Origin of the sequence: Gottfriedia sp. NPDC058432 (genome assembly GCF_042721555.1) — a bacterium.
Classification (GTDB): Bacteria; Bacillota; Bacilli; order Bacillales; family Bacillaceae_G; genus Gottfriedia.
This window is the reverse complement of the sequence record NZ_JBHXLC010000019.1, coordinates 1-26,272: the sequence shown is the minus strand read 5'-3', so window position 1 is coordinate 26,272 and position 26,272 is coordinate 1. Positions and strand designations below refer to the sequence as shown.

Annotated in this window: 28 protein-coding genes; 5 read left to right on the top strand and 23 right to left on the bottom strand. The window is 31.7% G+C overall.

The window, feature by feature from the left end; genetic code table 11:
• The first annotated feature begins 87 nt into the window (after positions 1 to 87).
• Both ACFWM3_RS17470 and ACFWM3_RS17465 read left to right on the top strand, forming a co-directional pair.
• Positions 88 to 1,047 (top strand): AAA family ATPase, encoded by a 960-nt coding sequence (locus ACFWM3_RS17470; RefSeq protein ID WP_056465955.1) that lies wholly within the window; start codon positions 88 to 90, stop codon positions 1,045 to 1,047.
• Positions 1,048 to 1,058: 11 nt separating this feature from the next.
• Complete coding sequence (locus ACFWM3_RS17465; RefSeq protein ID WP_056465958.1) at positions 1,059 to 1,694, top strand: RNA ligase family protein; 636 nt, start codon at positions 1,059 to 1,061, stop codon at positions 1,692 to 1,694.
• 349 nt (positions 1,695 to 2,043) lie between these two features.
• Here ACFWM3_RS17465 and ACFWM3_RS17460 read toward each other — a convergent pair whose 3' ends face one another.
• From ACFWM3_RS17460 to ACFWM3_RS17410, 11 genes are all read right to left on the bottom strand, one after another.
• Positions 2,044 to 2,358 (bottom strand): iron-sulfur cluster biosynthesis family protein, encoded by a 315-nt coding sequence (locus ACFWM3_RS17460; protein WP_056465961.1) that lies wholly within the window; start codon positions 2,356 to 2,358, stop codon positions 2,044 to 2,046.
• Between the two features lie 22 nt (positions 2,359 to 2,380).
• A complete protein-coding gene (locus ACFWM3_RS17455; protein ID WP_390312246.1) occupies positions 2,381 to 3,439 on the bottom strand; it encodes a lactonase family protein in 1,059 nt (352 codons plus the stop codon).
• A 117-nt stretch (positions 3,440 to 3,556) separates the two neighbouring features.
• On the bottom strand, positions 3,557 to 4,222 hold the full coding sequence (fsa, locus tag ACFWM3_RS17450; protein WP_056465967.1) for a fructose-6-phosphate aldolase: 666 nt from the start codon (positions 4,220 to 4,222) through the stop codon (positions 3,557 to 3,559).
• Positions 4,223 to 4,270: 48 nt separating this feature from the next.
• Positions 4,271 to 5,164 (bottom strand): phosphogluconate dehydrogenase (NAD(+)-dependent, decarboxylating), encoded by an 894-nt coding sequence (gene gnd / locus ACFWM3_RS17445; RefSeq protein ID WP_390312245.1) that lies wholly within the window; start codon positions 5,162 to 5,164, stop codon positions 4,271 to 4,273.
• 88 nt (positions 5,165 to 5,252) lie between these two features.
• Positions 5,253 to 7,247: a transketolase gene (gene tkt, locus ACFWM3_RS17440; RefSeq protein WP_390312295.1), complete on the bottom strand. Its 1,995-nt coding sequence runs from the start codon at positions 7,245 to 7,247 to the stop codon at positions 5,253 to 5,255.
• Positions 7,248 to 8,759, bottom strand: a complete 1,512-nt coding sequence (zwf, locus tag ACFWM3_RS17435; protein WP_056465975.1) for a glucose-6-phosphate dehydrogenase — start codon at positions 8,757 to 8,759, stop codon at positions 7,248 to 7,250. It abuts the gene before it with no gap.
• A gap of 391 nt (positions 8,760 to 9,150) precedes the next feature.
• Positions 9,151 to 10,341, bottom strand: coding sequence for a DUF445 domain-containing protein (locus ACFWM3_RS17430; protein WP_390312244.1), 1,191 nt, complete (start codon positions 10,339 to 10,341; stop codon positions 9,151 to 9,153).
• A 199-nt stretch (positions 10,342 to 10,540) separates the two neighbouring features.
• Entirely contained in the window at positions 10,541 to 10,984 is a 444-nt protein-coding gene (locus ACFWM3_RS17425) for a GNAT family N-acetyltransferase (RefSeq protein WP_390312243.1), read from the bottom strand.
• A 72-nt stretch (positions 10,985 to 11,056) separates the two neighbouring features.
• Positions 11,057 to 11,875 carry an SPL family radical SAM protein gene (locus tag ACFWM3_RS17420; RefSeq protein ID WP_390312242.1) on the bottom strand — a complete coding sequence of 273 codons (819 nt, stop codon included), beginning with the start codon at positions 11,873 to 11,875 and terminating at the stop codon, positions 11,057 to 11,059.
• A gap of 30 nt (positions 11,876 to 11,905) precedes the next feature.
• Entirely contained in the window at positions 11,906 to 12,418 is a 513-nt protein-coding gene (locus ACFWM3_RS17415) for a methylated-DNA--[protein]-cysteine S-methyltransferase (RefSeq protein WP_390312241.1), read from the bottom strand.
• A gap of 432 nt (positions 12,419 to 12,850) precedes the next feature.
• Positions 12,851 to 13,423 (bottom strand): DUF1836 domain-containing protein, encoded by a 573-nt coding sequence (locus ACFWM3_RS17410; protein ID WP_056465986.1) that lies wholly within the window; start codon positions 13,421 to 13,423, stop codon positions 12,851 to 12,853.
• A 141-nt stretch (positions 13,424 to 13,564) separates the two neighbouring features.
• On the opposite strand from ACFWM3_RS17410, the gene trhA reads away from it, so the two are divergent.
• Positions 13,565 to 14,212, top strand: coding sequence for a PAQR family membrane homeostasis protein TrhA (gene trhA / locus ACFWM3_RS17405; protein ID WP_056465989.1), 648 nt, complete (start codon positions 13,565 to 13,567; stop codon positions 14,210 to 14,212).
• 84 nt (positions 14,213 to 14,296) lie between these two features.
• Here trhA and ACFWM3_RS17400 read toward each other — a convergent pair whose 3' ends face one another.
• From ACFWM3_RS17400 to ACFWM3_RS17375, 6 genes are all read right to left on the bottom strand, one after another.
• Positions 14,297 to 15,424, bottom strand: coding sequence for a Ger(x)C family spore germination protein (locus ACFWM3_RS17400; RefSeq protein WP_390312240.1), 1,128 nt, complete (start codon positions 15,422 to 15,424; stop codon positions 14,297 to 14,299).
• Positions 15,414 to 16,517, bottom strand: a complete 1,104-nt coding sequence (locus tag ACFWM3_RS17395; RefSeq protein ID WP_390312239.1) for a GerAB/ArcD/ProY family transporter — start codon at positions 16,515 to 16,517, stop codon at positions 15,414 to 15,416. The genes ACFWM3_RS17400 and ACFWM3_RS17395 overlap by 11 nt, the downstream gene beginning before the upstream one ends.
• Positions 16,507 to 18,003 (bottom strand): spore germination protein, encoded by a 1,497-nt coding sequence (locus tag ACFWM3_RS17390; RefSeq protein WP_390312238.1) that lies wholly within the window; start codon positions 18,001 to 18,003, stop codon positions 16,507 to 16,509. Before ACFWM3_RS17390 ends, ACFWM3_RS17395 begins: the two co-directional genes overlap by 11 nt.
• Positions 18,004 to 18,179: 176 nt before the next feature.
• Positions 18,180 to 20,030: a PTS fructose transporter subunit IIABC gene (locus tag ACFWM3_RS17385; RefSeq protein ID WP_390312237.1), complete on the bottom strand. Its 1,851-nt coding sequence runs from the start codon at positions 20,028 to 20,030 to the stop codon at positions 18,180 to 18,182.
• An 11-nt stretch (positions 20,031 to 20,041) separates the two neighbouring features.
• Positions 20,042 to 20,953: a 1-phosphofructokinase gene (gene pfkB, locus ACFWM3_RS17380; RefSeq protein ID WP_056466005.1), complete on the bottom strand. Its 912-nt coding sequence runs from the start codon at positions 20,951 to 20,953 to the stop codon at positions 20,042 to 20,044.
• Positions 20,950 to 21,705: a DeoR/GlpR family DNA-binding transcription regulator gene (locus ACFWM3_RS17375; RefSeq protein WP_335412706.1), complete on the bottom strand. Its 756-nt coding sequence runs from the start codon at positions 21,703 to 21,705 to the stop codon at positions 20,950 to 20,952. The genes pfkB and ACFWM3_RS17375 overlap by 4 nt, the downstream gene beginning before the upstream one ends.
• Before the next feature lie 297 nt (positions 21,706 to 22,002).
• Here ACFWM3_RS17375 and ACFWM3_RS17370 point away from each other — a divergent pair, with 297 nt between their 5' ends.
• Positions 22,003 to 22,485 (top strand): DinB family protein, encoded by a 483-nt coding sequence (locus ACFWM3_RS17370; RefSeq protein WP_390312236.1) that lies wholly within the window; start codon positions 22,003 to 22,005, stop codon positions 22,483 to 22,485.
• Positions 22,486 to 22,652: 167 nt separating this feature from the next.
• Here the strand turns inward: ACFWM3_RS17370 and ACFWM3_RS17365 are convergent, their stop codons facing one another.
• Positions 22,653 to 23,438, bottom strand: coding sequence for a DUF4931 domain-containing protein (locus ACFWM3_RS17365; protein WP_483867273.1), 786 nt, complete (start codon positions 23,436 to 23,438; stop codon positions 22,653 to 22,655).
• A gap of 476 nt (positions 23,439 to 23,914) precedes the next feature.
• On the opposite strand from ACFWM3_RS17365, the gene ACFWM3_RS17360 reads away from it, so the two are divergent.
• A complete protein-coding gene (locus ACFWM3_RS17360; RefSeq protein ID WP_387359814.1) occupies positions 23,915 to 24,067 on the top strand; it encodes a YpzG family protein in 153 nt (50 codons plus the stop codon).
• Between the two features lie 101 nt (positions 24,068 to 24,168).
• Here ACFWM3_RS17360 and ACFWM3_RS17355 read toward each other — a convergent pair whose 3' ends face one another.
• From ACFWM3_RS17355 to ACFWM3_RS17335, 5 genes are all read right to left on the bottom strand, one after another.
• The gene (locus ACFWM3_RS17355; protein ID WP_056466015.1) at positions 24,169 to 24,300 is read right to left on the bottom strand and encodes a DUF4023 domain-containing protein; all 132 of its coding nucleotides are present in this window, start codon (positions 24,298 to 24,300) and stop codon (positions 24,169 to 24,171) included.
• An 82-nt stretch (positions 24,301 to 24,382) separates the two neighbouring features.
• Complete coding sequence (locus ACFWM3_RS17350) at positions 24,383 to 24,706, bottom strand: DUF2085 domain-containing protein (RefSeq protein ID WP_390312235.1); 324 nt, start codon at positions 24,704 to 24,706, stop codon at positions 24,383 to 24,385.
• Between the two features lie 14 nt (positions 24,707 to 24,720).
• Positions 24,721 to 24,912 carry a hypothetical protein gene (locus tag ACFWM3_RS17345; protein WP_156339589.1) on the bottom strand — a complete coding sequence of 64 codons (192 nt, stop codon included), beginning with the start codon at positions 24,910 to 24,912 and terminating at the stop codon, positions 24,721 to 24,723.
• 162 nt (positions 24,913 to 25,074) lie between these two features.
• Positions 25,075 to 25,323: a hypothetical protein gene (locus tag ACFWM3_RS17340; RefSeq protein WP_390312294.1), complete on the bottom strand. Its 249-nt coding sequence runs from the start codon at positions 25,321 to 25,323 to the stop codon at positions 25,075 to 25,077.
• A gap of 36 nt (positions 25,324 to 25,359) precedes the next feature.
• Positions 25,360 to 26,272: IS3 family transposase (locus tag ACFWM3_RS17335; RefSeq protein WP_390312234.1), on the bottom strand; the 913-nt coding region annotated here is incomplete at its 5' end.

The window sequence follows — 26,272 nt, the reverse complement described above, 5'->3', positions numbered from 1 at the left end:
AAAGTGCGGAATTGTTCAATTTGAACTTTCGCTCCATCAAATCGTAATACCCTACTGTTCTGCCTTTTTGAAAAGGGAGGAAGTAAAATGCAAAAATTGATTTATATGATTGGAATTCCTGGTAGTGGAAAAAGTGAAATGGCTAAACAAATCGCCAAAAAAGAAAAAGCTATTATTTTATCCACCGATGAGTTACGTCAAACACTATTCTTTAATATGAATAAGCAAAAAAGAACGAATCTTTTGTATATGGAATTATACAAAAGAGCCAATCGTTTACTTGCTGAAGGGAAAAGTGTTCTCATTGATGCAACAAATATTGAACGTGAAAGACGAATGAAAGCATTAAATAAATTTGTTAACGTTCACAAAGAGTGTTATTACATGGATGTGCCGTATGAGGTTTGTGTAGATCGTAATAACAAGAGAAAACGAGTAGTAGAAGATCGAATACTTGTTAAGATGAGGAAGAACCTAGATTTTCCTTTAAAGAATGAAGGATGGGATGTCATCCACACAATTCATGAGCCATTTTCTTATGAAATGACGAAAGAAGAATTAACAAATCTATTAGTAAGTGAAGTTTCGTACGAAGAGTTATTCGAAAAGCTCAAAACTGTACCGTTTTTTAAAGAAATGAAGGGTTTTGACCAAGAGAATCCTTTTCATTCAATGACGTTATGTCAACACACATACGGACTCATTGAGTACATTAATGAAATGTACGAAGAGAAAGATAAACTCCTTCTGCAAATGGCGGCCCTGTTTCATGATGTTGGGAAGGTATTTTGTAAGACGTATAAAGTTACCAAAGGGTATTATTCTTACTTTGGTCATGAAAAAGTTTCTTCACAAATTGCATTTCATTTTTTAACAGAGCTAGGTTTTGAAGATGAGATGATTCAAGCTGTTGTTGGGATCATCGAAATGCACATGTTAATTAACTACGGTGGGAACGTCGGAGCGACTGAAATTTATCATTTACTTGGGGATGAATTACTCGCAAAACTTTATTTCTTTCGTGAAGCAGATACGTTTGCGAAGTGAGGTATTAGAATATGAAAATTAAGTATCCAAAGACATTTCACTTACCTTGGTCAGAATCTAAAACTTTTGATGATAAAACACTTCATAATGTTGACAATTTTATTGGAAAAGAAGTTGTTGTAACGGAAAAAATAGATGGTGAAAATTGCTCGATTTATCGAGATTCGATTCATGCAAGGTCAACTGATAGCCAAGACCATCCGTCCAGGCATTGGGTTAAAATGCTACAAGCTACGATTGGTTATCAAATCCCTGAAAATTGGCGAGTTTGTGGGGAAAATGTATTTGCAATGCATTCGATCCTTTATGAGGAACTAGAAAGTTATTTTTATGTCTTTTCGATATGGGACGAACAAAATAAGTGTCTATCCTGGGAAGATACCATTATATGGTCCGAATTATTAGGACTAAAAACAGCACCGGTTTTATACAAGGATGTATTTAATGAAGAAGCTATAAAAGCTTGCTATACAAAGAAGTCTAATTTAGGCGGAGAACAAGAAGGATACGTTATACGATTAACTGATGGATTTCAATACAATGATTTTAAACATTCGGTTGCAAAGTTTGTTCGAGAAAATCATGTTCAGACAGATAAACACTGGATGACCAAACAGATTCAAGCAAATCGACTTAAAAAAGAATAGAAGCGAATACTTTTCACTTTAAAAACAATAAGTTAAGAGAAAGGAATGAGAACAATGTAATTTGCTAATTGTATTAAAAAAAATGATGTAAGCCATAAGAATTAATGTTAAAGAGTTGATTTTTATATGTAAGGGTAGTTTAACGGTAGAACAACCAATTTAAATTGGCAGGAATGGGTTCGACTCCCAACCATTACACCAACATTTGTATTTGCAATTACCCCCTCTCTTTTTTTTTGATTCTAAAATAGACATAATCATTAAAAAGAGACGCTAATCCATCAAAGAATCGCATCTCAAAAAATATTCTTCTTTTGTAATCATTCAAGATCCTTATTTAATCTTAAACCTACTTAATATAAGTTAATCCGATTCGATTATTAAAAATTTGATTCCGATTTTTGAAAACAAATGATCCATCAACATAATCAATTACTAGTTGGTCTTCATATACATCTTCAAAATTTTTATTTACCATAAATTCAAATTGGTCTCCAATTATCATTTTTTCATTAGGACCACATTCTCTTTTATCAATAACTTTTATCTCATAAATGTTATTAACGACATCACAGCTCCCTCGGTCAAATTCTAATTGAAGTATTTTATTTTGATCTACTGCACCAAGTATTTCTTTAGCTGCATCAGTTATTTTAAAATCCATCTTAAAAGTCTCCTAATTTAGATTATGCGTTTAAAAATTTCACACATACTGCTTCTGGTACTTGTACGTCTGATTGAATCACTGTTAATTTTCCAGTCGTTTTATTTCTTGTATATAAAACTAAATTCCCTGACATTTCATTTGAACCAACTAAATAGTTCTCAGATGGATCTAAAACGAAATCTCTTGGCCAATTACCTTCACTTGAAGTGATTTCCACTAATTCAAGCTTACCAGTATCTTGATTTACACTAAATACTGCGATACTGTTATGACCACGATTTCCTGCGTAGACGAATTGACCGTCTTTTGAAATATGGATGGCGCTACCTTGATTGTTTTCAGTAAAATCACTAGGAATTGTAGAAATGTACTGTAAATCTGTAAAGCTTCCGTCCTCATTTAATTGAAGAGCAATTACTTCTGAACTAAGTTCAGTCATTATATAAGCGAACTTTCCATTTGGATGGAATGTGATATGGCGTGGCCCACTTCCAGGTTTAACAGAAAGACTGCTTACTTCAATTAAAGAATTATTTTCGATTTTATATGTAATTAATTGATCGATTCCTAAATCAATTGCAACTACATATTTTTCATTTAGTGTATAGCCAGAATAATGGGCATGAGGTTTTTCTTGGCGCTCTTTATTTGGACCAGTACCTTCATGTTGCATAATTGATTTAACCTCACTAGCAAAACCATTTTCTTGATTAATTTTATATAATTCGATTGTACCTTTATGATAATTTGCTGTAACAATATTTTGCTTTCCTGTATCAATGCTAATATGACAAGGTGAAGCGCCTTCATTAAGCTGTTCATTTAATTTTTTAAGCTCACCACTGTTTTCATCAATCACATAAACAGCAATTCCACCTAAGTTTCCTTCTTTTGCAACAGTATATAGATTCTTATTGTCTTCACTAATTGTTAAATAAGTAGGATTTCCTAGTTCAGCAACCGCTTTAACATCAGTTATTCTTTGTTTTTCTGTATCAAGCGTAAATTGATAAATACCTTTACTTTCACTTTTTGTATATGTACCTACATAACCAACAAATTTCTGATTCGAATTCATTCCTATTTCCTCCTCTATTCCTTGTTTTTATGTAAATACCCCCATTTCATAGCTACAAACCTAGGTTTCAATGAAGATGGGGGCTTTATACTTATTTAATTTAAAGTTTCTTACAAATTATAATGAAGTTTTTGCCCAGTCAGCAGCAAATTTTTCAATACCTTGATCTGTTAATGGGTGTTTAGATAATTGCTCAATAACACTGTAAGGAATTGTTGCGATATGAGCTCCAGCTAATGCTACACGAGTAACATGGTCTGGGTGACGAACTGACGCAGCAATAATTTGAGCATCCATATTATGAACTTTGAATAATTCAGCAATTTTAGCAACTAATAATACGCCATCTTCAGAAATATCGTCTAAACGACCTAAGAATGGAGATACATAAGTAGCACCGGCTCTAGCTGCTAATAATGCTTGGTTAACGGTAAAGATTAATGTTACGTTTGTTTTAACACCTTTTTTCGTTAAGTAGCGGCAAGCTTCTAAACCAGCAAGTGTCATTGGTAATTTAATTGTAATATTTTTATCTCCACCGTTTATTTTAATTAGCTCGTCCGCTTCAGCGATCATTTCTTCAGCAGAAACAGCGTTTGGCGTTACTTCTGCAGAAACTGATTCTACTTCAGGAACTAATTTTAAAATTTCTTCAATACGGTCTTCGAATTTAACGCCTTCTTTAGCTACTAAAGATGGATTTGTTGTTACTCCAGATAATACGCCCATTTTATAAGCTTTTTGGATGTCTTCTACATTAGCTGTGTCAATAAAAAATTTCATTTTTAAATTCCTCCATTTTTTAGGGATATTTCCTATTTTATACTTTATTTATTTCTTTTCAACTGCATGTCCACCAAATTCATTACGAAGAGCCGCAACAACTTTACCAGTGAACGTGTCGTTATCTAATGAACGGTAACGCATTAATAATGACATTGCAATAACTGGTGTAGCAGCTTGAAGGTCTAGAGCTGTTTCAATTGTCCATTTTCCTTCACCAGATGAATGCATTACGCCTCTAATTTCATCAAGCTTAGCATCTTTTGAGAATGCATTTTCAGTTAATTCCATTAACCAAGAACGAATTACAGAACCATTATTCCATACTTTCGCAACTTTTTCATAATCATAATCAAAGTCACTTTTTTCTAATACTTCAAATCCTTCACCAATTGCAGCCATCATACCATATTCGATTCCATTATGAACCATTTTTAGGAAATGTCCACTACCAATTTTTCCAGCGTATAGGAAACCATTTTCAACTGAAGTATCTTTAAAGATTGGTTCAACGATTTCCCAAGCTTCTTGGTCTCCACCAACCATATAACAAGCACCATTACGAGCGCCTTCCATACCGCCTGAAGTACCAGCATCCATGAAGCGGATACCATGTTCTTTTAATTCATCATAACGTCTAATAGACTCTTTATAATGTGAGTTTCCTGCTTCAATGATAATATCCCCATCTGATAAGAATGGTTTTACTTCACTAATAACAGAATCTACTACACCATGTGGTACCATAATCCAAAGAACTCTTGGAGTATCAAGATTTTTAACTAATTCTTCTAAGCTTGAAGTACCAATAGCACCTAAGCCTTTCATTTCTTCAACTGCAGCAGTATTTAAATCAAATGCTACTACTTCGTGATTATGATCCATTAAATTTTGACCTAAGTTTAGTCCCATTTTTCCTAATCCAATTAAACCAACTTTCATTACGTTATCCTCCCATATTATCTACATATTAATGTTTTTCTCTAAGAAAAAATTTTTATGATAAAAAAATAAATTAAATATTATTTTATCAAGAATTTAATAAAGTTTTACTTACGTTTACTACATTTTCAGTACTAAAACCAAATAATTCCATTACTTCATTACCTGTTCCAGATGCTCCAAAAGTCTCAATTGAGATTTTTTTACCTTTGAAACCAACAAAGCGTTCCCATCCAAGTGAAATCCCCATTTCAATTGAAACACGGTTTAATATATGTGATGGTAAAACAGACTCTTTATATTCATCGGATTGCTTATCAAATAATTCCCAACTTGGCATTGCTACTACACGAACAGATAAGTTTTCTTTTTCTAACTCATTTTTACTGTTCACTGCAAGCGATACTTCTGAACCAGTAGCGATTAAAATTAAGTCTGGTTGATCGTTCGTTTCAGTTAAAACATATCCACCTTTTGAAAGATTATCTATTCTAGATGCTGTTTCTTCAAATACTGGTAAATTTTGACGACTTAATACTAAAGCGATTGGTCCATTTGTATTTTGTAACGCATATGCCCAAGCGTTAGCTGTTTCATTTGCGTCTGATGGACGAATAACTGTTAAACCAGGGATCGCACGTAAAGCAGCTAAATGTTCAACTGGCTCATGTGTAGGACCGTCTTCACCTACTGCAATTGAGTCATGTGTGAATACATATGTTACTGGTAATTTTTGTAATGCTGCTAATCGAATTGATGGACGCAAATAATCATTAAATACGAAGAATGTACTTACGAAAGGCTTAACTCCACCATGTAATGCCATACCATTTGCAGCAGCACCCATAGCATGCTCACGTACACCAAAATAAATATTACGTCCAGCAAATGATTCTACAGCAAATTTACTTTCATCTTTAATATCTGTCATTGTTGAATGAGATAAATCTGCGCTTCCACCGAAAATTTCAGGAACTGTTTTAATATAGTGATTAATCGCTTCTCCACTTGCAACTCGTGTAGAAATTGTTTTATTTTCGTCAAAAGTTAATAATTCTTCTGTTTCGATTAAAACTTCACCTTTAATTGCTTTTTCAAGCTGAGCTGCTAATTCTGGGAAAGCTTCACGGTAAGCATTAAATAATTGGTTCCAATCAGCTTCTTTTTCACTGCCTTTTTCTTGTATATCTTTGAAATGTAACTTAACTTCTTCTGGCACAAAGAAATCTTCTTCGTAGTTCCAAGCATATGCTTTTTTCGTTTCTTTTGCTTCTTCAAGACCTAGTGGATTACCATGGGCTTTATTAGTACCAGCCACTTTTGGACTTCCGTATCCAATAATTGTTCTAACTTCAATAATTGTCGGTTGGTCTGTATTTTGTTTAGCTAATTCGATCGCTTTAGAAATTTCTACATGATCATTTCCATCTTCAACTCTTAAATATTGCCAGTTAAATGATTCAGCTCTCTTTTTCATATCTTCTGAATAAGAAAGATTTAATGTTCCATCTAATGAAATATCGTTTGAATCGTATAATACAACTAACTTTCCAAGTTTCATATGGCCAGCAAGTGACATAGCTTCGTATGCAACACCTTCCATTAAATCGCCATCACCTACTAATGCATAAGTAAAGTGATCAATAATAGAAAGGTTATCTTTGTTAAATTTACCTGCTAAATGAGCTTCAGCCATTGCCATACCAACAGCAGTAGCAATACCTTGACCTAATGGGCCAGTCGTAGCTTCAACACCATCAGTGTGGCCAAATTCAGGATGTCCAGGTGTTTTACTATTTAGTTTACGGAAATCTTTAAGGTCTTCGATTGAAACATCGTAGCCTGCAAGGTGTAGTAAACTATATAACATACTTGAACCATGACCAGCTGATAAAACAAAACGGTCACGGTCAAACCATTTTGAACTTTTTGGATTATGCTTTAAATGATCTGCCCATAATGCATATGCCATTGGCGCTGCACCCATCGGTAAACCAGGATGACCAGAATTAGCCTTATTTATAGCATCAATAGAAAGTGTACGGATTGTATTAATTGATAATGTAGAAATCGAACTCATAATTTAAATACTCCTTTTTAGATCTGTTTTGTTGTTTTCATTTTCTTGTACAAATTCTGTATCTAACCACCATTTGAAACCATCTTCTGCTAATAATTGATCAGCAGCTTCTGGACCAAATGAACCGGATTTATAAGTGTGAAGTGGTACTAAATTTTCTTCAAATGCTTCTAAAATTGGTTGAACCCATTGCCATGACAATTCTACTTCATTCCAATGAGCAAAAAATTTCGAATCGCCTCGTAAAGCATCGTATACTAATAACTCATACGCTTCTGGACGATCTTCTTTATTTGCGAAATACTCAGCTTGTACAGGTTCAATATTGCCATCTACGTTTTTGCTATTTAAATAGAAAGAAACTCTTTCATTAGGATTAATTTCAATAACCAATAAATTTGGTCCATTATTTGTACTGTTCTTTGTTGAAAGGTTTTGAATCGGGCTTTTAAATTCAAATACGATTCGAGTCGATTTTTCTTTCATTCTTTTACCTGTACGGATATAGAATGGAATTCCCTTCCAAAAATCATTTTCGATTAAAACTCTAGCTGCTACATAAGTATCATTTTGTGATGAAAACTCAATTCCTGGTTCTTGTCTATATGCAACTACTTTCTTACCATTTTGTTCACCAGAACCATATTGACCTCGAATAACATGAGAAACTACTTCTTCTTTTGATAATGGTCGAAGAGATTCAAGAACCTTTTTCTTCTCAGCTCTAACATCACTTGCAGAATTTTGGTTAGTTAAATGCATAGCTGACATCATTAGCATTTGTAACATATGATTTTGGAACATATCTCGGATAGCTCCAGATTTATCGTAATAACCCGCTCGTTCTTCAACGCCGACTGTTTCACTTGCCGTAATTTGAACATTTGCGATATATTGATTGTTCCATAATGCTTGTAAAACTGGATTAGCAAACTCTAAAGCTTCTAAGTTTTGAACCATTGGTTTACCTAAGTAATGATCAATTCGGAAGATCTCATCTTCTTTAAAAGACTTACTTAATTTTTCATTTAAATCTCTAGCAGTCTTTAAGTCACGTCCAAAAGGTTTTTCAATGATTAGACGCTTCCAACCTTTTGTCGTACCTAGTCCACTTTCTTTAATATTTGATGCAATAACTTCAAAAAATTCTGGTGCTACTGATAAATAAAATAATCTGTTTTCAGGAATCTGTAATTCTTGTTCTCTTTCTTTAACTAAATCTAATAAATCAACGAATCCTTCTTTATTCGTGATATCTAGCTGTTGATAACGAATTGAATCTAGAAATTCTTGGACCATTTTTTGATCTTCTAAAGAACTTCTTGAAAAAGTAATTAGTGATTGCATTACTTGATTCTGAAATTCGTCATTTGAAAAATCTTTTCTACCAATTCCAATGATTGAAAAAGACTCAGGCATCTTTTGGTCAATATATAAATTATATAAAGCAGGAAAGATTTTTCGTTTTGCTAAATCGCCTGTGGCTCCGAACAAAACAAATGACATAGAATCCATTAACTTAACCTCCTCTTAGTCGAGCTTTTAAATAGTTGTTAATAAAAAATATATTTTCAAACGATCTTTAATTTTTATTTAGAGCTATAGTTAGTTCAAATAATTCATTCCAATTATTCATTCGGAAAATATTTTTTACCCAAACCTATAATACATGAAAAAAATTTTTCTTTCCAATAAAATGCTTATGTTTCTATTTATTGGATTTTTTTAATTTATTGGCGACACTTCAGGCGAAGACAGAAAAGTAGTTGCACTTATAATTAATTCCAAAAGTTGGAAACTACGTCGTTTTTTCTTCCCTGCTGCCAATTTATCCTTTCATAATGTAAAAAAACCTTAATTAACTTTTTACGTTAATTAAGGCTTTTGTAGGAAGTATGTTTAAATATTATGTAAAAATTAATCTTAGACTTGTCAGAACTAAACCAATAATAAATCCACAAACAGCTCCATTGACACGAATCCAAGTAATATCCTTACCAATTTTATTCTCCAATAGATCAGTTATTTCTTCAGTAGATAATTTTTCAATATTGTATCTTACTAAATCACTAATTTTATGATGATATTTTTCAACTGTATTCGTTAATAGTTTCTTAAAACTTTGCTCAACAGTATCAATCCAATTAGAATTTTTAATGAAGCTGATTATTTTTTGGATCGCATTAAAAATAAACTCTTCATCATTAATTTTTGTTCTAAACATTTTAATGGCTTGATCTACAATATATTCATAGCCTTTATTTTTCCATTCATCTAATTGACGAATAATATTTTCATTCGATTTATTTTTTTCTGCTTCCAATCGAATAAACGATAAAATGAAATTCCTCCTGTCACTATTCGGGTGTTTTAATTCCGATAGTAAATCGATTAATCCACTATGTATAAATTCTGTTATTTTCTCTTCTCCAATCATTGGGAGAAAAGCTTTAATCATAAAAAACTTTCGCTCGATAAACTGAATTACCTCTTTGCCGATTAATTCCTTAATATGTGGTAAGCTAACAGTTTCTTCGATTTTATTAATTAAAAATTCATAGGTCTTTGCATCCCATTCTTTTTCAATAACCGTATCGACAGCCTTACTTAATAAGTTCTGAGATGAAATGGACTCAATTGTCGGCTTGAAAGTTTTTAATAAATAGTTTTTGATTGTATCATCCTCAATAGATGCACCAAATTGCTTGATTGAATAAACCATTTTATTTCTTGATTCTTCATTTTCAAGCATTTTTTCAAAAGAATTTATACCTTGATTAATCCAATCACGTTCTTCTACCTTTTCAATTAAACTTTCCTTACTTAACCATTGATTATTAAGTGTAGTTAAAATCCCCTCAGTAATCTTCTTTCTATTTTTAGGCAATAAAGCTGTATGTGGGATCGGTATGCCAAGAGGATGACGAAACATTGCAGTGACAGCAAACCAATCCGCAAGACCCCCTACTAATGCTGCCTCAAATCCACCAGAAAGGATTTGAAATAATTTAGATTGAAACGGCATTGTTGCAGCGAAACCACAAGTTGCCACTATTAGTGAAATATTGGCTAGCCGTTTTGAATTCTTTTCTTTCATTTACTAAAAGCCTCCTGTATCTATTTGAAAATAGTATATCATTCCTTTAATCTATTTCTGAAATCAAATTTAGTAAAATCTGTTTTTTTATTGGTTTACAACTCTAGCGTTTTAATACATATTTTTTAGTGGTTTTAAACTTACTAACAAAAAAAAGACTGTATTCACAGCCTCGTATCAATTCGATCACAATAATTATTTAAAAATTCATTTGAAAATGGTGACAAGTAATATTTAACCTATTTTTAAGATAAAACCTATGAGCATCGTAACGTTGTACCCCTGAATCTAAATGGAATTGTTCACAATTATTTTGTTTTGCTTCTTTTATTAACCAATTCCACAAAAGTTGTGCATAGCCTTTTTTTCGATGATTTTCACTTGTTATTAAATCATCAACATAAAAATATTTTCCCCATGCTAATGATTCTGTTATACGATAACCTGCAACGGCTGTTACTTCTTCATTTTCGATCACAGCCACAAGATGATAATTATTTGTGTTGATTAATCTATTAATCGTGTTAACAAATTCATCTTCTCTTAAATGAGGGCGTAATTGACTTACTGTTTGAAACGTTTTCAAAATATCTGAATTACTTTCCATTGTTTTACTTCTGCCATCTTTTATCTCTCCATTCACAAAAAACGCTCTACTATAAAACACCTTAATATTCTATCGTTTTTTATGAATTGATGTTTTTTAATTTTTTGTTTATGGTTCGAAACCTTTTTGACTAATGAAAAGCTGGTCATCTGAAAAATATTTTTTAAACCGTTGATAAACTAATTGATAAGCTTCTGGGCCATACCATTCTTCTAAACCTAGTTCGGTATATTTTTTTTCAATACCAAGACGCCCTGTTCGTTTCCCTCCGCTTCCATCACCCATGAAAAAATCATCGATACAGATTCTCTGTACAATTTCCGATAGTTTTTTTGGGAAATCCTCGCTACTAGGCAAAATAGGAGCAATTGTAGCTTGGGCTGGAATTCCTGCTTCTACAAGATCTTTTAACGTTTTAAGTCGAGCATTAATAGGAGGTGCAATTGGTGAGAAAGACTTTCTAATTTCATCCAAGTCGGTTTCAATCGTCATGCTTACACGTACTTTCTCTTTAAATTGCTTTAAAAGATCGATATCTCTTTTTACTAGCGGACTCCGAGTTTGAACAAATAAAAAATCAGGCTGATCATGAACCATGACTTCTAATAAACTTCTAGTCAATCTTTCTTTAAATTCAATCGGTTGATATGGATCTGTGCTAGATGACATAAAAATGGTCACTTTATCTTTACTTTTTGCCCTTTTCAATTCTTTCTCTAGTATTGTAGGTGCACTTTGTTTAATATCAACCCAACTACCCCATTCTTTTTTCCGAAAAAGTGAAACAGGCATTTGTCTTACATAGCAATATGAACAGGCAAATGTGCAACCAGTATATGGATTTAAAGAGTGAGTATATCCAGATAGATAACCTGTACCTTTATTTAGAATGGTTTTTGGATTTTTATAAACTATTTCACTTTTCATCCAAACACCTCCTAATTAATATCTTCATCTTTAGTTTCTAGTTTCAATTTTTAAAAGACTTTTCTTCATATCTAATCCACCACGATAGCCAGTTAATGATCCATTCTTTCCAATTACTCGGTGACAAGGAATTATGATCAATATTGGATTTGCACCTATTGCTCTCGCAACTGCTCGAACAGATTTTGGCTTATTTAAGTGAATCGCAATGTCGGAATAAGTTTTAGTTTCTCCATAATCAATCGAGCATAGTGCATTCCAAACTGAATTTTGAAAATCAGTACCACGAAAATCAAGACTACTATTAAAATTAGTCCGCTCGCCCTCTAAAAATTCAATAATCTCTTTTTTATAATCTTCTAATATTGTTGCATCTTCTTCCATTTCAAGTCCAGGAAAGTATTTATCCTTAAATAAAAGTAATTCTTGAATGGTTCCACACTGTGAGCCTACGAAACATAGCCCTTTTATTGTTGCAGCAATATGAATCTTCCAGTCTTTATATTCAATTAAAGTCCAATATAATTTTTCAGTTGATTGCAATGTAAATCACCCTTTGCCACTAATTTCTTCTTAGTCATATTTAAATACTATTATAGACTTAATCAAGAAAAATGGACTGTTATGAGAATGAAAGAGCAAGAATTTGAAAATATTTAAGGATGAACTGCAAATATGTCCCCGAGAACTGCAAATAGATGAGTCTATTTATGCAAATAAAATCTGAAAATCGAATTTTAAAAATATCAAATCTTCAATTAAAATTAGAGAATAGCAATTAAAACTAGCAAAACCGCAATTAAATTCCTGAGAATCGCAATCAGCTAATAACTTGTAAGGAAGAGAGAAGGTCAATCAATCATACCTTAATACCTACCTCATACAATCTATTAAACATCAGAGGGGCCAATTTATGTCATTTGACCGTACAAATGAAACAGCCCCTCACTCATCGACAACGTTCAAAAATTAATTTTATTTCTGCTTCTCAATCATTTCCATTACTAATTTTTCAGCTGCATTTTTATATAAATTACTCATATTAACGAAAGAAGTAATTAAGAGCAATTGTTCAATATATTCTTTACTTTCATCATCTAACTGATTAATTTCTTTGTTTACTGTTTCACCAGATTGTTGAAGATCAGTTTTAAACTTTTCGAGGTTTAGTTCATTTAAATGTAAAAAACTTGAATAAATATCATCAATATTTATTTCATTGTTTTCAAGGATTCTTTGATTTAGTCCATTTAAAGTTTCTTTTATATCATTAATCGAAAGTGCACCTTTTAAATGATAAATTAAACTGATTAAAATGATATGATTCTTTGTGTATTTCTTATTTTTGATTGGGAAAAGCAATTTAGCTTTAGCATAATTATTAATCATTGTTTTTGTCATGACTTTTTCATTCGAATTCGATTTTGCAAATTTATTATCAAATAGTTGGATTACCTGATCCATATATAGATCAAGATTAGGAATATCATCTAATACTATTTTTTTATCTAAATCGATTTGTTCAATTAATTCATTAATCTTTTTCATTTTTCGTCCTCTTTATATAAAATTTACAGACTAATTTTATCATAAAAAAATTGTTCTTAAAACACTTGACTATATAACGTCGTTGGTGATAACTTTATATGTAGTTACCAAAACTACATAACATAGTTGGAGGAGATTATAATGGGGAACTTAATGCGTGAGCCTATTAATTCCATGACACATTTAGTTGGAGCGGTATTATCACTATTTGGGTTAATAGCAATGGTTTTTAAATCTACTTTTTCTGGTGGAAGTATCTTACAAACATCTGCAGTTATTGCATTCGGTGTAAGTATGATTCTTCTCTATTCAGCTTCAACTACCTATCATATGGCAAAAGCTAGCGATAAAATAATCGCTTTTTTAAGACGGATGGATCATTCAATGATATTTGTCTTAATCGCTGGTACATATACTCCTTTTTGTATCATTAGTCTAAAAGGTACATTAGGATGGATTATCTTTTCTATTGTTTCTTTTATTGCATTTTGTGGTGTTTTGTTCAAATTGATTTGGTTTAGTTGTCCAAGATGGTTATCTACAGCCCTTTATATAGCTTTAGGATGGGTCATTATACTTGCTTCGGCACCTTTATCTGATGCGATTAGTATGAAAGGAATGTTCGCACTAATCTTAGGTGGAATTTTCTACACAGTTGGTGGCGTGATTTATGGAATTAAGCCTAAATTTTTATCTTTTAAAAATTGGGGTTTCCATGAAATTTTTCATATTTTTATCATGCTTGGAACACTTTGTCATTTCTTCTGCGTCTATTACTTTGTAATTTAAAATATAAAAAAAAACTTGTAGACAAGTAGAGAAATACCACTTTGTCTACAAGCTAAAAACCATCCTCAAGTGGATGGTTTTTTATTATTTTAAGATACCTGTTCCGACAATATTTACTTCAACTTTTGGTTTAATTGTAATTTTAGCATAGTCTTTATTCCAATCCAGTTTTTTCCACACTTCTGGATGAAATGAAATTAACTGTCTGCCAATTCCTAAAGCATCACAATTTGATTCTTGAACTGTTTTAATGATTTTTTCAGCTTTTATGGTTAACTCCTTTGAAATTTTTTTATTTAACATATCAATTTCTTTTTGGGAAGCTAAATCATCATGTGCGTACTCAAGTGTATCAACGTCCAGTTTAAGATTTAAATTTACGGTTATTTTATTGTCTTTTGAAACTTTAATTTTCATTTTTGGCTTGTTTTTTTTCACTTGAATCGTTATATATCGTTCCCTAATATCTTTTTCTTTCGGAATAACTTCTAAATTAAATCTTGCGTACTTCTTCATTTGATCTTTAAATAAAAGTAACATAGTAGGTTCATCACCTATTAGATTATACCCTGTATATTTTTGATCGTTAAATAATGCTACCCCAGAAATATCAATCAATTTATCATCATCTTTTTCAATTAGCGGTAAAAAAATATCTTCACCTGGGTCGAACATAATTGTACAAATCGTTTGGACATTTTTAATAGGAATCATCGTATGGCTTTCTGCGTTAGTTATTAGATCTAAAATTTCTTCACTTACAAGGGTTTCCTCTACTTTGCTTAATTTTAACACATCTACCGCTCGGCCCTTAGTAATAATAACTTTTGCCCCTAATGAACTTCTTGGGTCTCTATATATAACATCGAATATAGGATAAATATCCTGTTTAGACAATTCATCTCCAAGTAATAAAACCCTTGTTTTATTAGTAGCATAATCTCCCGCTACTTTTCGAGTAAATTTTATTCTTGAAGCACTTGTTGTTTTTCCAGTAGTAGTAACAATGACATTTGTTGTTTTAATTTGTGAAGGATCACTTCCACCTTGACTATTTGTTTTAATGACTGCAGTTACTAGCATATTATTATCCTTTGCTAAGTCAAATCCAGCACTATAAACAAGCCTAGACTCCTTTAGTAATCTTTGATCCCAACAACTAGTTAAAGGCAAAATACAAATTAAAGAGATCAATACCATTTTATATTTCATATGAATTACCGAGTTCTTTCTTTTTTCTGATAAGCGAAACAATTAATAAAATTAAAGGTAATACAAAAATAAAAACATAACTTGTAAAATTAAGAATTGTCCCAAATTTCATTATAAATTCTTCACTATTTGGTAAAAAAGTACAGATAATCGCGATGACAATTCCTATAAAAATAGTTGTTTTACTATGGCTTTTTAACTTTAAGAGTTTGCTGATTCCGAAACTAGTTAAATATAAGTAGGTCACAAATGAAGTTAAGATTGGTACAACCCAAATAGATAGAAAGACAAGGTCTAATCTTTCAATCACTTCATATGATAATGATTTTAGTAAATATAAGATTGGCTCAGGTATGATTTCAATTTCTACTTTGCTAAAACTCATATAACTTGTAATTAAAAAAAATGTATATAAAAGGCTAACAAAACTAATTGCGATCGTTCCAGCTTTTAATATTTTATTTGGCTTTCCTTTTACATACGGAAATAATACTAAAATAAATTCAAATCCCATCATGGAGATTAGTGCATCATGTGCTCCAAGAAGGATGTTTTTAACACTCGCCTGTCCAATTGGAAATAAATAGCGGTAATTTACATTATTGTAAGAACAAAATTCAAAGAAAATCAAAAATAAAATTAAAATACAAACGAAAGTAAAAAATCGTGCGATTACTTTCATATTTTCTTTTGCTAAATAAATCCCTGTACCAACTATAAATATGATTAATACAAAAGGTGGAGTAAATGTAAGAATCCATTTTTTAAGTACAGAAATGGTGATAATCACACAAAAAATCGCAACAATAAAGAAAAATAAAATATAAAGATACGAAATTACAGTCCCAATATATTTACCAACTATTTTCGTTGTATATTCATAGATCGTATCTTTTGGAAATCTCGTACCAAGTAACCACATTATTAGTAAAAGTAAAAACACTCCTACCCCAGCAACTAATGTTGAAACCCAACCGTCGTGCCCTGCATGTTTATGGACTACATAAGGTAGTGAAAGTAATCCCACACCAATTTGAGCTTGAATGATGACGAATGTGAATTGCGTTATTGAAAGCATCTTTTCATTTTTCATCATTTTTCCATCCTCTAGAATTATTTTCTCGTTTAAAATTCTTTGGTAAAGGTGCAAACGGTCGTTTTTTCATTTTCCATGATGGCGCACGAACAACTGTATCTTTTAGGTCTGATTTTCTAAATGGAGCAAATGGCGCAAAATATGGAGACCCAAACGATTCAAGTTTACATAGATGGATTAGGATAAAACTGAGTCCAAAAACAATTCCTATTAATCCAATTAACGATGCTGCAAACATTAGTGGAAATCCAAGCAATCGGACAGAGGTTCCCATTTCATTGTCCGGTACAACAAATGATGCAATTGCAGTAAGTGAAATAACGACAATCATCGTATTTGAAACTAAATTTGCCTGTACAACAGCAGTTCCAATAACTAAACCTCCTACAACACCTATTGTTTGGGCAATTGGATTAGGTAACCGTATTGCTGATTCTCTAAGCAATTCTAACGTTATTTGCATTCCTAGAGCTTCAATTAACGGTGGGTATGGAACGTTTTCTAATGAACTTTTTACATTAAATACTAGATCTATTGGAATAATTTCAAAGTGAAAAGAAACTAATGCAATATATAAAGCAGGCAATGATATAGAAATTAAAAAACTAACCAATCTTAAAAGACGTGCAAACGATGCGACCATCCATCGGCTATTATAGTCATCAGGTGATTGATAAAATGAGAAAAAAGTAATTGGTAAAACAAGTGCTGAAGGGCTACCATCTGTTAGGATGGCAATCTTTCCTTCCATTAAATTACCAGCTATTCGGTCAGATCTCTCAGTTGTTAATACTTGCGGAAAAGGTGAATATGGGTCATCTTCAATAAATTCCTCAAGATTACCCGGTGAATATACATAATCAACATTTATATATGAAAGTCTTCTATGGACTTCCTTAACTAACTCCTCATTTGCAATTGTATCAATATATAAGACTGCTAATCGTGTGTCAGATTCTACACCTAATGATAAAGTTTTAACAACAAGATTAGGACTACTGATTCTTCGTCTAATTTGATTAATATTTGTCAGTATACATTCTACTAATCCGTCGTGGGAGCCCCTGATTGTTTGTTCACTACTAGGCTGTTGAATTGATCTATTTTGAAATGAAGTCGTTTCTAAAATAAATACATTTTTTTCAAATTCTGTGAAAATGAGCGTGTAGCCTTTTACAATACTGAGAATACATTCATCAAATGAATCCGAACTTTTAACATCATTAATTGATACTGTATTTGGAATCGTATCTTTTGGATTATTAATAATTTGTTGAATGATTTGGACTTCAAGAGCTTCTCTACCTACAATTGTACTAATATAGACAACTACAATCTTTTTATTTTGAAACATTAAATGTCTAACCGTTAAATCACTCGTATTTATTAATGATTTCTTTACATACTCTACATTACGATCCAAATCACCACTAATTTCAATTTTTGAATTCTGATTACTTTGGGTATGTTTATTTGAACGCATTATGCATTTCACCTAATTTCCAAACTCATACAATAATTAGATTTATTTTGTGTTAAATTAGGGTTATTATTCATTGCGAAATTCCAGTATTTGTATAAATGTTAACATTCGAATAAAAAAAGGCGAACCTAGAAGTCAAAATGTTGACTAATAGGTCGCCTTTTTATTGTTCTTGATTATTCATTTACTCTCTTTTTCCAAATCCCAAGCATGATCGCTGTAATAAATGCGCCAATTAATATTGCTAGCAAATACAATATCGGTTTATTTACTAACGGAATAACAAATATTCCACCATGCGGTGCTGGTAATGTAATACCAAATGCCATTGCAAGTCCACCTGCGATTGAAGAACCTACAACAGAACTTACAATTACCCTTACTGGGTCTGCAGCAGCAAATGGTATCGCTCCTTCTGTTATAAAAGAAATCCCCATAACATAGTTTGTAATACCTGATTTACGTTCCATTTCAGTAAACTTTGATTTGAATAGTGTAGTAGCTAATGCAATACCTAATGGAGGTACCATTCCACCTGCCATTACCGCTGCATGTGGTGCAAAATTATTTGCTGCAATTGCTGCTATACCAAATGTGAATGCAGCTTTATTTATAGGTCCACCCATATCTACTGCCATCATTCCACCAAGAATGATTCCTAATAATATAGCGTTTCCACCACTTAAACTACTTAACCAATGTGTTAAAGCTGAATTTAAATAAGTTACAGGAGGATTTACGACTACTTCCATTAAAATACCAGTAATTAATAATCCAAATACAGGATATAAGAGAACCGGCTTAATACCTTCTAATGATTTAGGTAACTTAGAAAACACTTTCTTTAATCCAAGTACAACATAACCAGCTAAGAAACCGGCAATTAAACCACCTAAGAATCCCGCGCCAGCACTTGAAGCTAAAAATCCACCAACTACCCCGGGTACAAATCCAGGTCGATCTGCAATCGAACTTGCAATAAAACCGGCTAATATCGGAACTAAATAACTAAAAGCACCAGTTCCACCAATTTTCATTAGTAATTCAGCTACTGGACCTTTTGTATGAATTCCTCCAAAAGCAAATGCTAACGCAATTAGAATCCCTCCACCTACTACAAAAGGTAACATATTACTAACACCGTTCATTAAGTGCTTGTATATACCAGATCCTTGATTAGTTGAAGAACTTCCGCCACCATTATGATTAGCATGAAAAATTGGTGCCTCTTGTTTAACGGCTCTTTCAAGTAATTCTTTTGACTTACGAATTCCATCTGCTACTGGTACTTGGATGACATGTTTTCCATCAAAACGATTTACTTCTACTTGTTTATCCGCTGCTACGATAATAGCTGATGCTCTACTAATCTCGTCTTTTGTTAATTCATTTTTTATCCCTGTTGATCCATTTGTTTCAACTTTTAAATCAATATTTAATTCCCTTGCTTTTGCTTTTAAAGCATCTGCCGCCATATAAGTATGAGCGATACCTGTTGGACATGCAGTTACTGCAAGGACTAGTGGACGTGAAGAATCTGCTATCACTGTTTCTTCATTTTCATCATTTAACGATTTTTCTTTTTGATCGATTAATTGAATAATTTCATTTGCATCTTTTGCACTTAATAAAGAGGCACGGAATTCTTCATCCATTAATAATGAAGATAATCTAGATAATGTTTCTAAATGCGCATTATTTGCTCCCTCACTAGCTGCAATCATAAAAAACAAATGAGCCGGTTGACCATCAAGTGATTCATAATCAATCCCATCTTTTGATCGACCAAATGCAATTGCAGGAGTCTTAACAGCTGCAGTCTTAGCATGTGGAATTGCAATACCTTCTCCAATTCCTGTTGTACTTTGACCTTCACGTGTTAAAATCGCTTCTTTAAATTGTTGTTTATCGTTTAATTTCCCTGCATGATCTAAAACTTGTATTAATTCATCAATTACTGACATTTTTGATGATGAATTCAAATCAATGAGAACTGTATCTATTTTTAATAATTCTGTGATTCTCATAATTCGCCCCCCTAATCCTTTACAATCTTTACTTGATTAAGTAATTCTTCAATTTTCTCTCTTTTTGTTAAATCCTCTGAAAAAGCGGTAGCACTACCTGATGCTACACCTACTTTAAAGGCAGTTTCGATATTATTTGTTTTTACATAAGTACCAATAAAACCAGCCACAAGCGAATCACCTGCACCGACTGAATTAATTACTTCTCCCTTTGGAACATTTGAAACATAAACAGAATTCTCAGTTATTAGAATCGCTCCATCTCCTGCAAACGATATTCCTACATTTTGAGCACCCATTTCAACTAACTTTTTACCGTACGGGATTGCTTGTTCAATTGATGTAATTTTGACATCAAATAAGTCACCTAATTCATGATGATTTGGTTTGATAAAAAATGGGCGATGTTTAACTACATCTAAAAGTACTTTTCCACTTGCATCTACAATGATATGAATCCCATTTTCTTGTCCCCATAATGTCAATTGTTCATATAAATCAGAAGGTAATGTATTAGGGATATTACCAGCTAATACAACATAATCACCTTTTTTAATTTGTTTTAATTTATAAAAAAATTGATCTAGTTTTTCCTCTGAAATAGCAGGGCCTTGTCCGTTTATTTCAGTTTCTAATTGAGATTTTAATTTTATGTTAATTCGTGAATCGCCTTCCACTTGAACAAAGTCAGATGACACTCTTTCATTACCCAAGACATTTTTAATAAAATCTCCAGTAAACCCTCCGACAAAACCAAGTGCTATGCTTTCAACATCTAATCTTTTTAAAACCCTAGAAACATTAATTCCTTTACCGCCAGGAAATTTATTTTCCCTTTTCATTCGATTAATTTTTCCTAACCCTATATCATCTACTTCAACGATGTAATCGATTGAAGGATTAAGTGTTACTGTATAAATCATGATTTCACTACCTTTATCAAAGATGTTTTTTCCTCAAATTGTTTAGCTAGCACATCATCTATTTCGTCCGTTAAAATAATCGCATCTTCAATTTCACCAATCTTTGCAAAACTTGTTTCGCCAAATTTACTATAATCAGCAATTATAAATACTTTCTCTGAAATAGAGATTGCTGTTTTCTTTACAAACGCCTCTTCAGGATCTGGCGTAGTATAGCCAAATTGAGGATGGATTCCATTCGCTCCAATAAAACATTTATCAAACCGATAATTCTTTAAACTTTCAGAAGCCATACTCCCAATCAACGCTTTTGTATGCCCTTTCATTTTTCCACCTATAAGATATGCGGACACTTCATTTTCAAAAAGTGCTTCAACATGCATTAATCCATTCGTAACGACTGTTACATCTAATCCCTTTAATAAAGGAATCATTTCGAAAGTAGTACTACCAGCATCTAAATATATACAATCGCCTTCATTAATTTGAGTTACTGCAAGCCCAGCGATTAATTTTTTACTTTGAACGTTTTTGGATGTTTTTTCAGTCATACTTAATTCAGTGGCTTTGCTATTGATTGAAGCTGCTCCACCATGAACTCTTTTTAAGAGATTAAGAGACTCAAGCTCAACTAAATCACGACGGATTGTTGACTCAGAAGTATTTGTAGCTTCTACGATATCCCTTAATTTCACAATACCCATTCTTTTGATCATATCGATAATGAATTGTTGTCTTTCCGGAGTTAACATAAAATTCATCCCCTTCATAAAACCAAGTATAAGACACAAAAAATAAAAAATCAATCATTTTCTTCCAAAAACATTCAGAAACATTCTTAACCATTCAAAACCGTTCAAACCCATTCAAATTTGTAAAAATTCACACCGTACATTAAACTAAAAATAAGAATTTATATTTGTTTTTTTATAGTATTTCTTATGATTACCCATAATATTTATCTAAATAAGTTGAACTCATTTAGATTCATAGAGTTGGTAAAAAGAGTTTTGGTTTACAATTATTAAATTAGAAATGGGGAATATCTTTTGAAAGAGAATATCCAAATTCGTGAAGAACTCATGGAAGTTATTGATTCATTAACAGATGAACAGTTAAATAAGAAGGTAAATAAAGAAAAATGGTCTATTATGCAAGTACTTGAACATTTATACTTAATGGAATCTAAATTAGTAAAGCTAATGACTCGTACATTTAATGAAGCACCAAGTGAAGTTATCCAAGATAAACCAATACATCTAGCAACTGATCGTACTAAAAAAGTAACCTCTCCACCTCATTTTGAACCTACTGATCAATTCATTACTAAAGTGGAAATGACTGAAAAATTGAATCAATCTAGAAAATCTTTAATTCATTTTGTTGAACTAACAAAAGGGCAAAATTTAGAAGAAAAAGGCATGCCACATCCATTATTCGGACAAATCAATTTAAAACAGTGGATCCCTTTTATTGGTATACATGAAAAACGTCATATTGAACAAATTAGAGAATTAAAAAACGAATTATGAAATATTTAACTCAATATAGAAATTTTGAAATTGGGAATATGTATTCGATTTCCTTTTATTTTGTACAAATTGTTTTTTGATTATATTGTTTTCTGTTTAAATCTTTTTGGTTTTACTAAAAACCTCTCAACAATATAAAAAAGAGCTTACAAATTGTAAGCTCTTTTTTATATTGAAGAAATTGCCTCTAGTTCTTTTTTGTAAAGGCTTAGTATTTGATCTTTATGTACTTCTAACTGATTTGACACTTGAGAAATTGAATAGCCGATAAATAATGGAGATACAACAAACCTTGGAATAACTTTACAAATAATTTTCCCCTTCCATTTATAAAAGAATAAATTATAGCTTTGAAGTCCTTTATAAAAATGGTTAAGTAAATAATGTGTAACTGTTTGTAAGTAAACGGCCATTTCTGGAGTAAATTTCTGATCATCAATTAGAATATTGAATTCTCTAAATCCCATAATTGGATGAGTAGATATGTTTAATTCATAACCATGACCCGACGAAATCGTAATCCCCTCGAAATATACATCTGTTACCTTTTTGTTGTAATCAATATTTTTCAAGCCAACTATTTGCATATGTGGATGGCTGAGTGTTCCCCCTGATAATGGGCCATGATTTTTATATAAAATAACAGATTTGAATTCCCCTGTCGATTCCATTTCATCCCATTTATCAATTGCAAAGGCTAATAATTCACTCAGATGCGTTAAAGAATATTTTGAAGGGTCTCCTTCACAATCATCGCTTTCAATAATAACAGTTTGAAAAGTATCTTCTAATGTTGGAAATTTATTTTTCAAATAAATGATTGAGCCAGATGTATCAATAATATCAGTTAAGTTTTCTCGATCACAGAATGGGCATTTAACCTCTTTATTTTTAATACTATCAGGTTTTTTAACGCCAATATCCATTTTAAATTGTAAGACCTCATTTTGAATATCCATCACGGTTTCCCCTTTGAATAAATTGAAAAAACAGTATTTCTAAATTAAATATGCCTATATAATCTCCTCATTGTAAATACAATAATTTTTTTAGTATTTATATCCTATTTAAAAATGTGAATTATTTAATCTTGAAAATTGCCTTCACTTTTCAATCAATCTAAATAACTTCAGCAAAATGTATTTTCTATTATTTAAATAATAATAAACGATCCGATTGATTATCAATAAATACGCTCATTAATATCGTTTAATTTTTAGATTAATCTATTTATATAAAATGAAATTTTATTTTTACTTAAAAATACTTGGAGCTAATTAATATTCATCTAAATCAAGGTATCTTGTTAAATTAATCAATTTAATTTTTAGTAATATAAAATAGTATCTTTTTCAACTAATTTTCAAATACTAATTACGATATTCAACTTGAATATCATATCCTAAATTATCTTAGAGGTGAATCAAACATGACAATAAAAAATCATTTAGATCCACATTCTCAGAAGTTTTACCACAATTGGACTAGACCTAAACATGCTAAATCACAAGTCAATGGACATACTATGGAGTCTCAGAACACAATCATTTTAAAAAGCAATGCTAAGGCACATAGATGGTAAAAAGGATAATGAAGGTACAGGAAGACATTAAGTTGTCTTCCTTTCTTATCTAAAATAAATAAAATAGCCATGACATATGCCACGGCTACTTATATAACTTTTTATTTATTTGTTCCATGCTGTTTAGTAGGTAATTTTTCGTTTGGTGTTCCATTACCTTGATGTTCTTTATTTTTTTGGTCTTTTCTTTGTTTTTCGTGTAATTTTTCGACAAATTCATGTGTATCTTCCATTTTTTAATCCTCCTTAGTAAAGAATCTAAATGTTACTTTAACCAACTAGAGAGGAAAAAATTCATAATAGCAGATATAGAATTTACATAAGAATTTTTATCAAAAATAGAACAGACTTTACAATCAATATTGTTTGAGCAATTCCAAATAAGAATCCTGTTATGAAACGGAATAAATTATTACTTTCTCTCCATTTCCATTTCTGTGTATACCCATCAATTAATAACGGAATCATTAAAATCGGAATATACCACCAAAATATAAATGATGAGATCAAAAATACAAATGGAAGAAACAAATAACCCGTAAGTATGGCTGTACATCTTGCACAAAGTGGGAAAGTATAAGAGCCTATATGAAATGACCTTTCTTCCTTACGATGACATGGAATCCAATTTAAAATCAAATATAATCCCCCTGTTAGCTTGGACAATCTGGGCTACAATCACAATCTGGTGTGCAATCAGGCATGTGATGATGACAATCAGGGAGATCACAATCTGGTATAAAACCAAAATCACCACAATCACACCAATCGAATCCCCTATTCTGTCTTCTCCGCTCATAGTAAATAATCATTATAATTCCAAAAACGATACTTGCACTAATCAATATTAGTCCTTTTACTAAAAAACCCTTTATAATTAAAACAATTCCTAGAATAAGAAGTATAAAAAAACCACTGATTAAGAAAAAGACCAATTTTACCACTCTTTCTTAAAAATAATGAAAGACTAACCTAAAGTTAGTCTTGTGCTTTTCAAAAACATAAACTTAAAAATCTGTCTGTTTTGAACGTTGAGTCGCCGCACCAATTAAAATAAAGATGGCTGATAGAATATGCATAATCATACCTAATATAGGAATCCATGCAAGACAAGAAGTAACAATCCCAAAAATATTTCCACTAGCAGGGACACCAGCTTTTTTCGCTAAAACGAGCGTAATGATATGGAGGATTAAAGCTATAAATAATGGCGTATAACCAAAGCCAATAACGATCGAACCACCTAAAACAGGTATTGTAGTGACCCCATAAAGTTAGACTGGTTACTTCAATTAGGCAGCCTGTTGGGCATGAACTCGGTATTTTACTGGGCTCATGCCTTTTAATTTTGCCTTAATTCGTTTGTTATTGTAGTAATCTATATATTTAGCTAGTTCTTGTTTAAAGTGTTCGACACTGTTAAATTCTTTAAGATAGAGTAGTTCAGATTTCATGATACTAAAGAAACTTTCAATTACTGCGTTATCATAACAGTTTCCTTTTCGTGACATACTCTGAGTGATTCCATGTTTAATAAGAGCACTACGATATTTTTTCATTTGATAGTGCCACCCTTGGTCTGAATGAATTAGTAGTGTATCGGAATCTGTTAAACGTTCAAGAGATTGTTCTAACATATTTGATACAAGTGAATAAGTTGGACGTGAACCAATTGTATAAGCAATTATTTCACCATTATATAAGTCCAACATAGGTGAAAAGTATAGCTTTTCTCCAAATAATTTAAATTCAGTTATATCTGTAACCCATTTCTCATTTGGTTTTTCAGCTTGAAAATTTCGATTTAAAATATTGGGTGCAATCTTACCTACTTCACCTTTGTAAGAGCGATATCTCTTTACCTTCACAAGTGATTTTATCCCTAGTTCTTTCATAAGTCGTTGAACTTTTTTATGATTTACTTTATAACCACGATTCGTAAGCTCGTCTCGAATTTTACGATAGCCATAACGAAATTCGTGTTCCTCATAAATTTCTTTTATCAGCACTTTTAACTCTGCGTCTGGATCAGGACGTTCTAGATTTTTCATCCAATAATAAAACGTACTACGCGGAATACTGGCTAGCAGTAGAAGTTCTTTTAACGAAAACTCATGCCTTAATTCATAGACAACTTTTACTTTGTCTTGTTTCGTGATTTTTCCTTGTTTTGAACTAAGGCATTCAACTTTTTTAGATATGCAT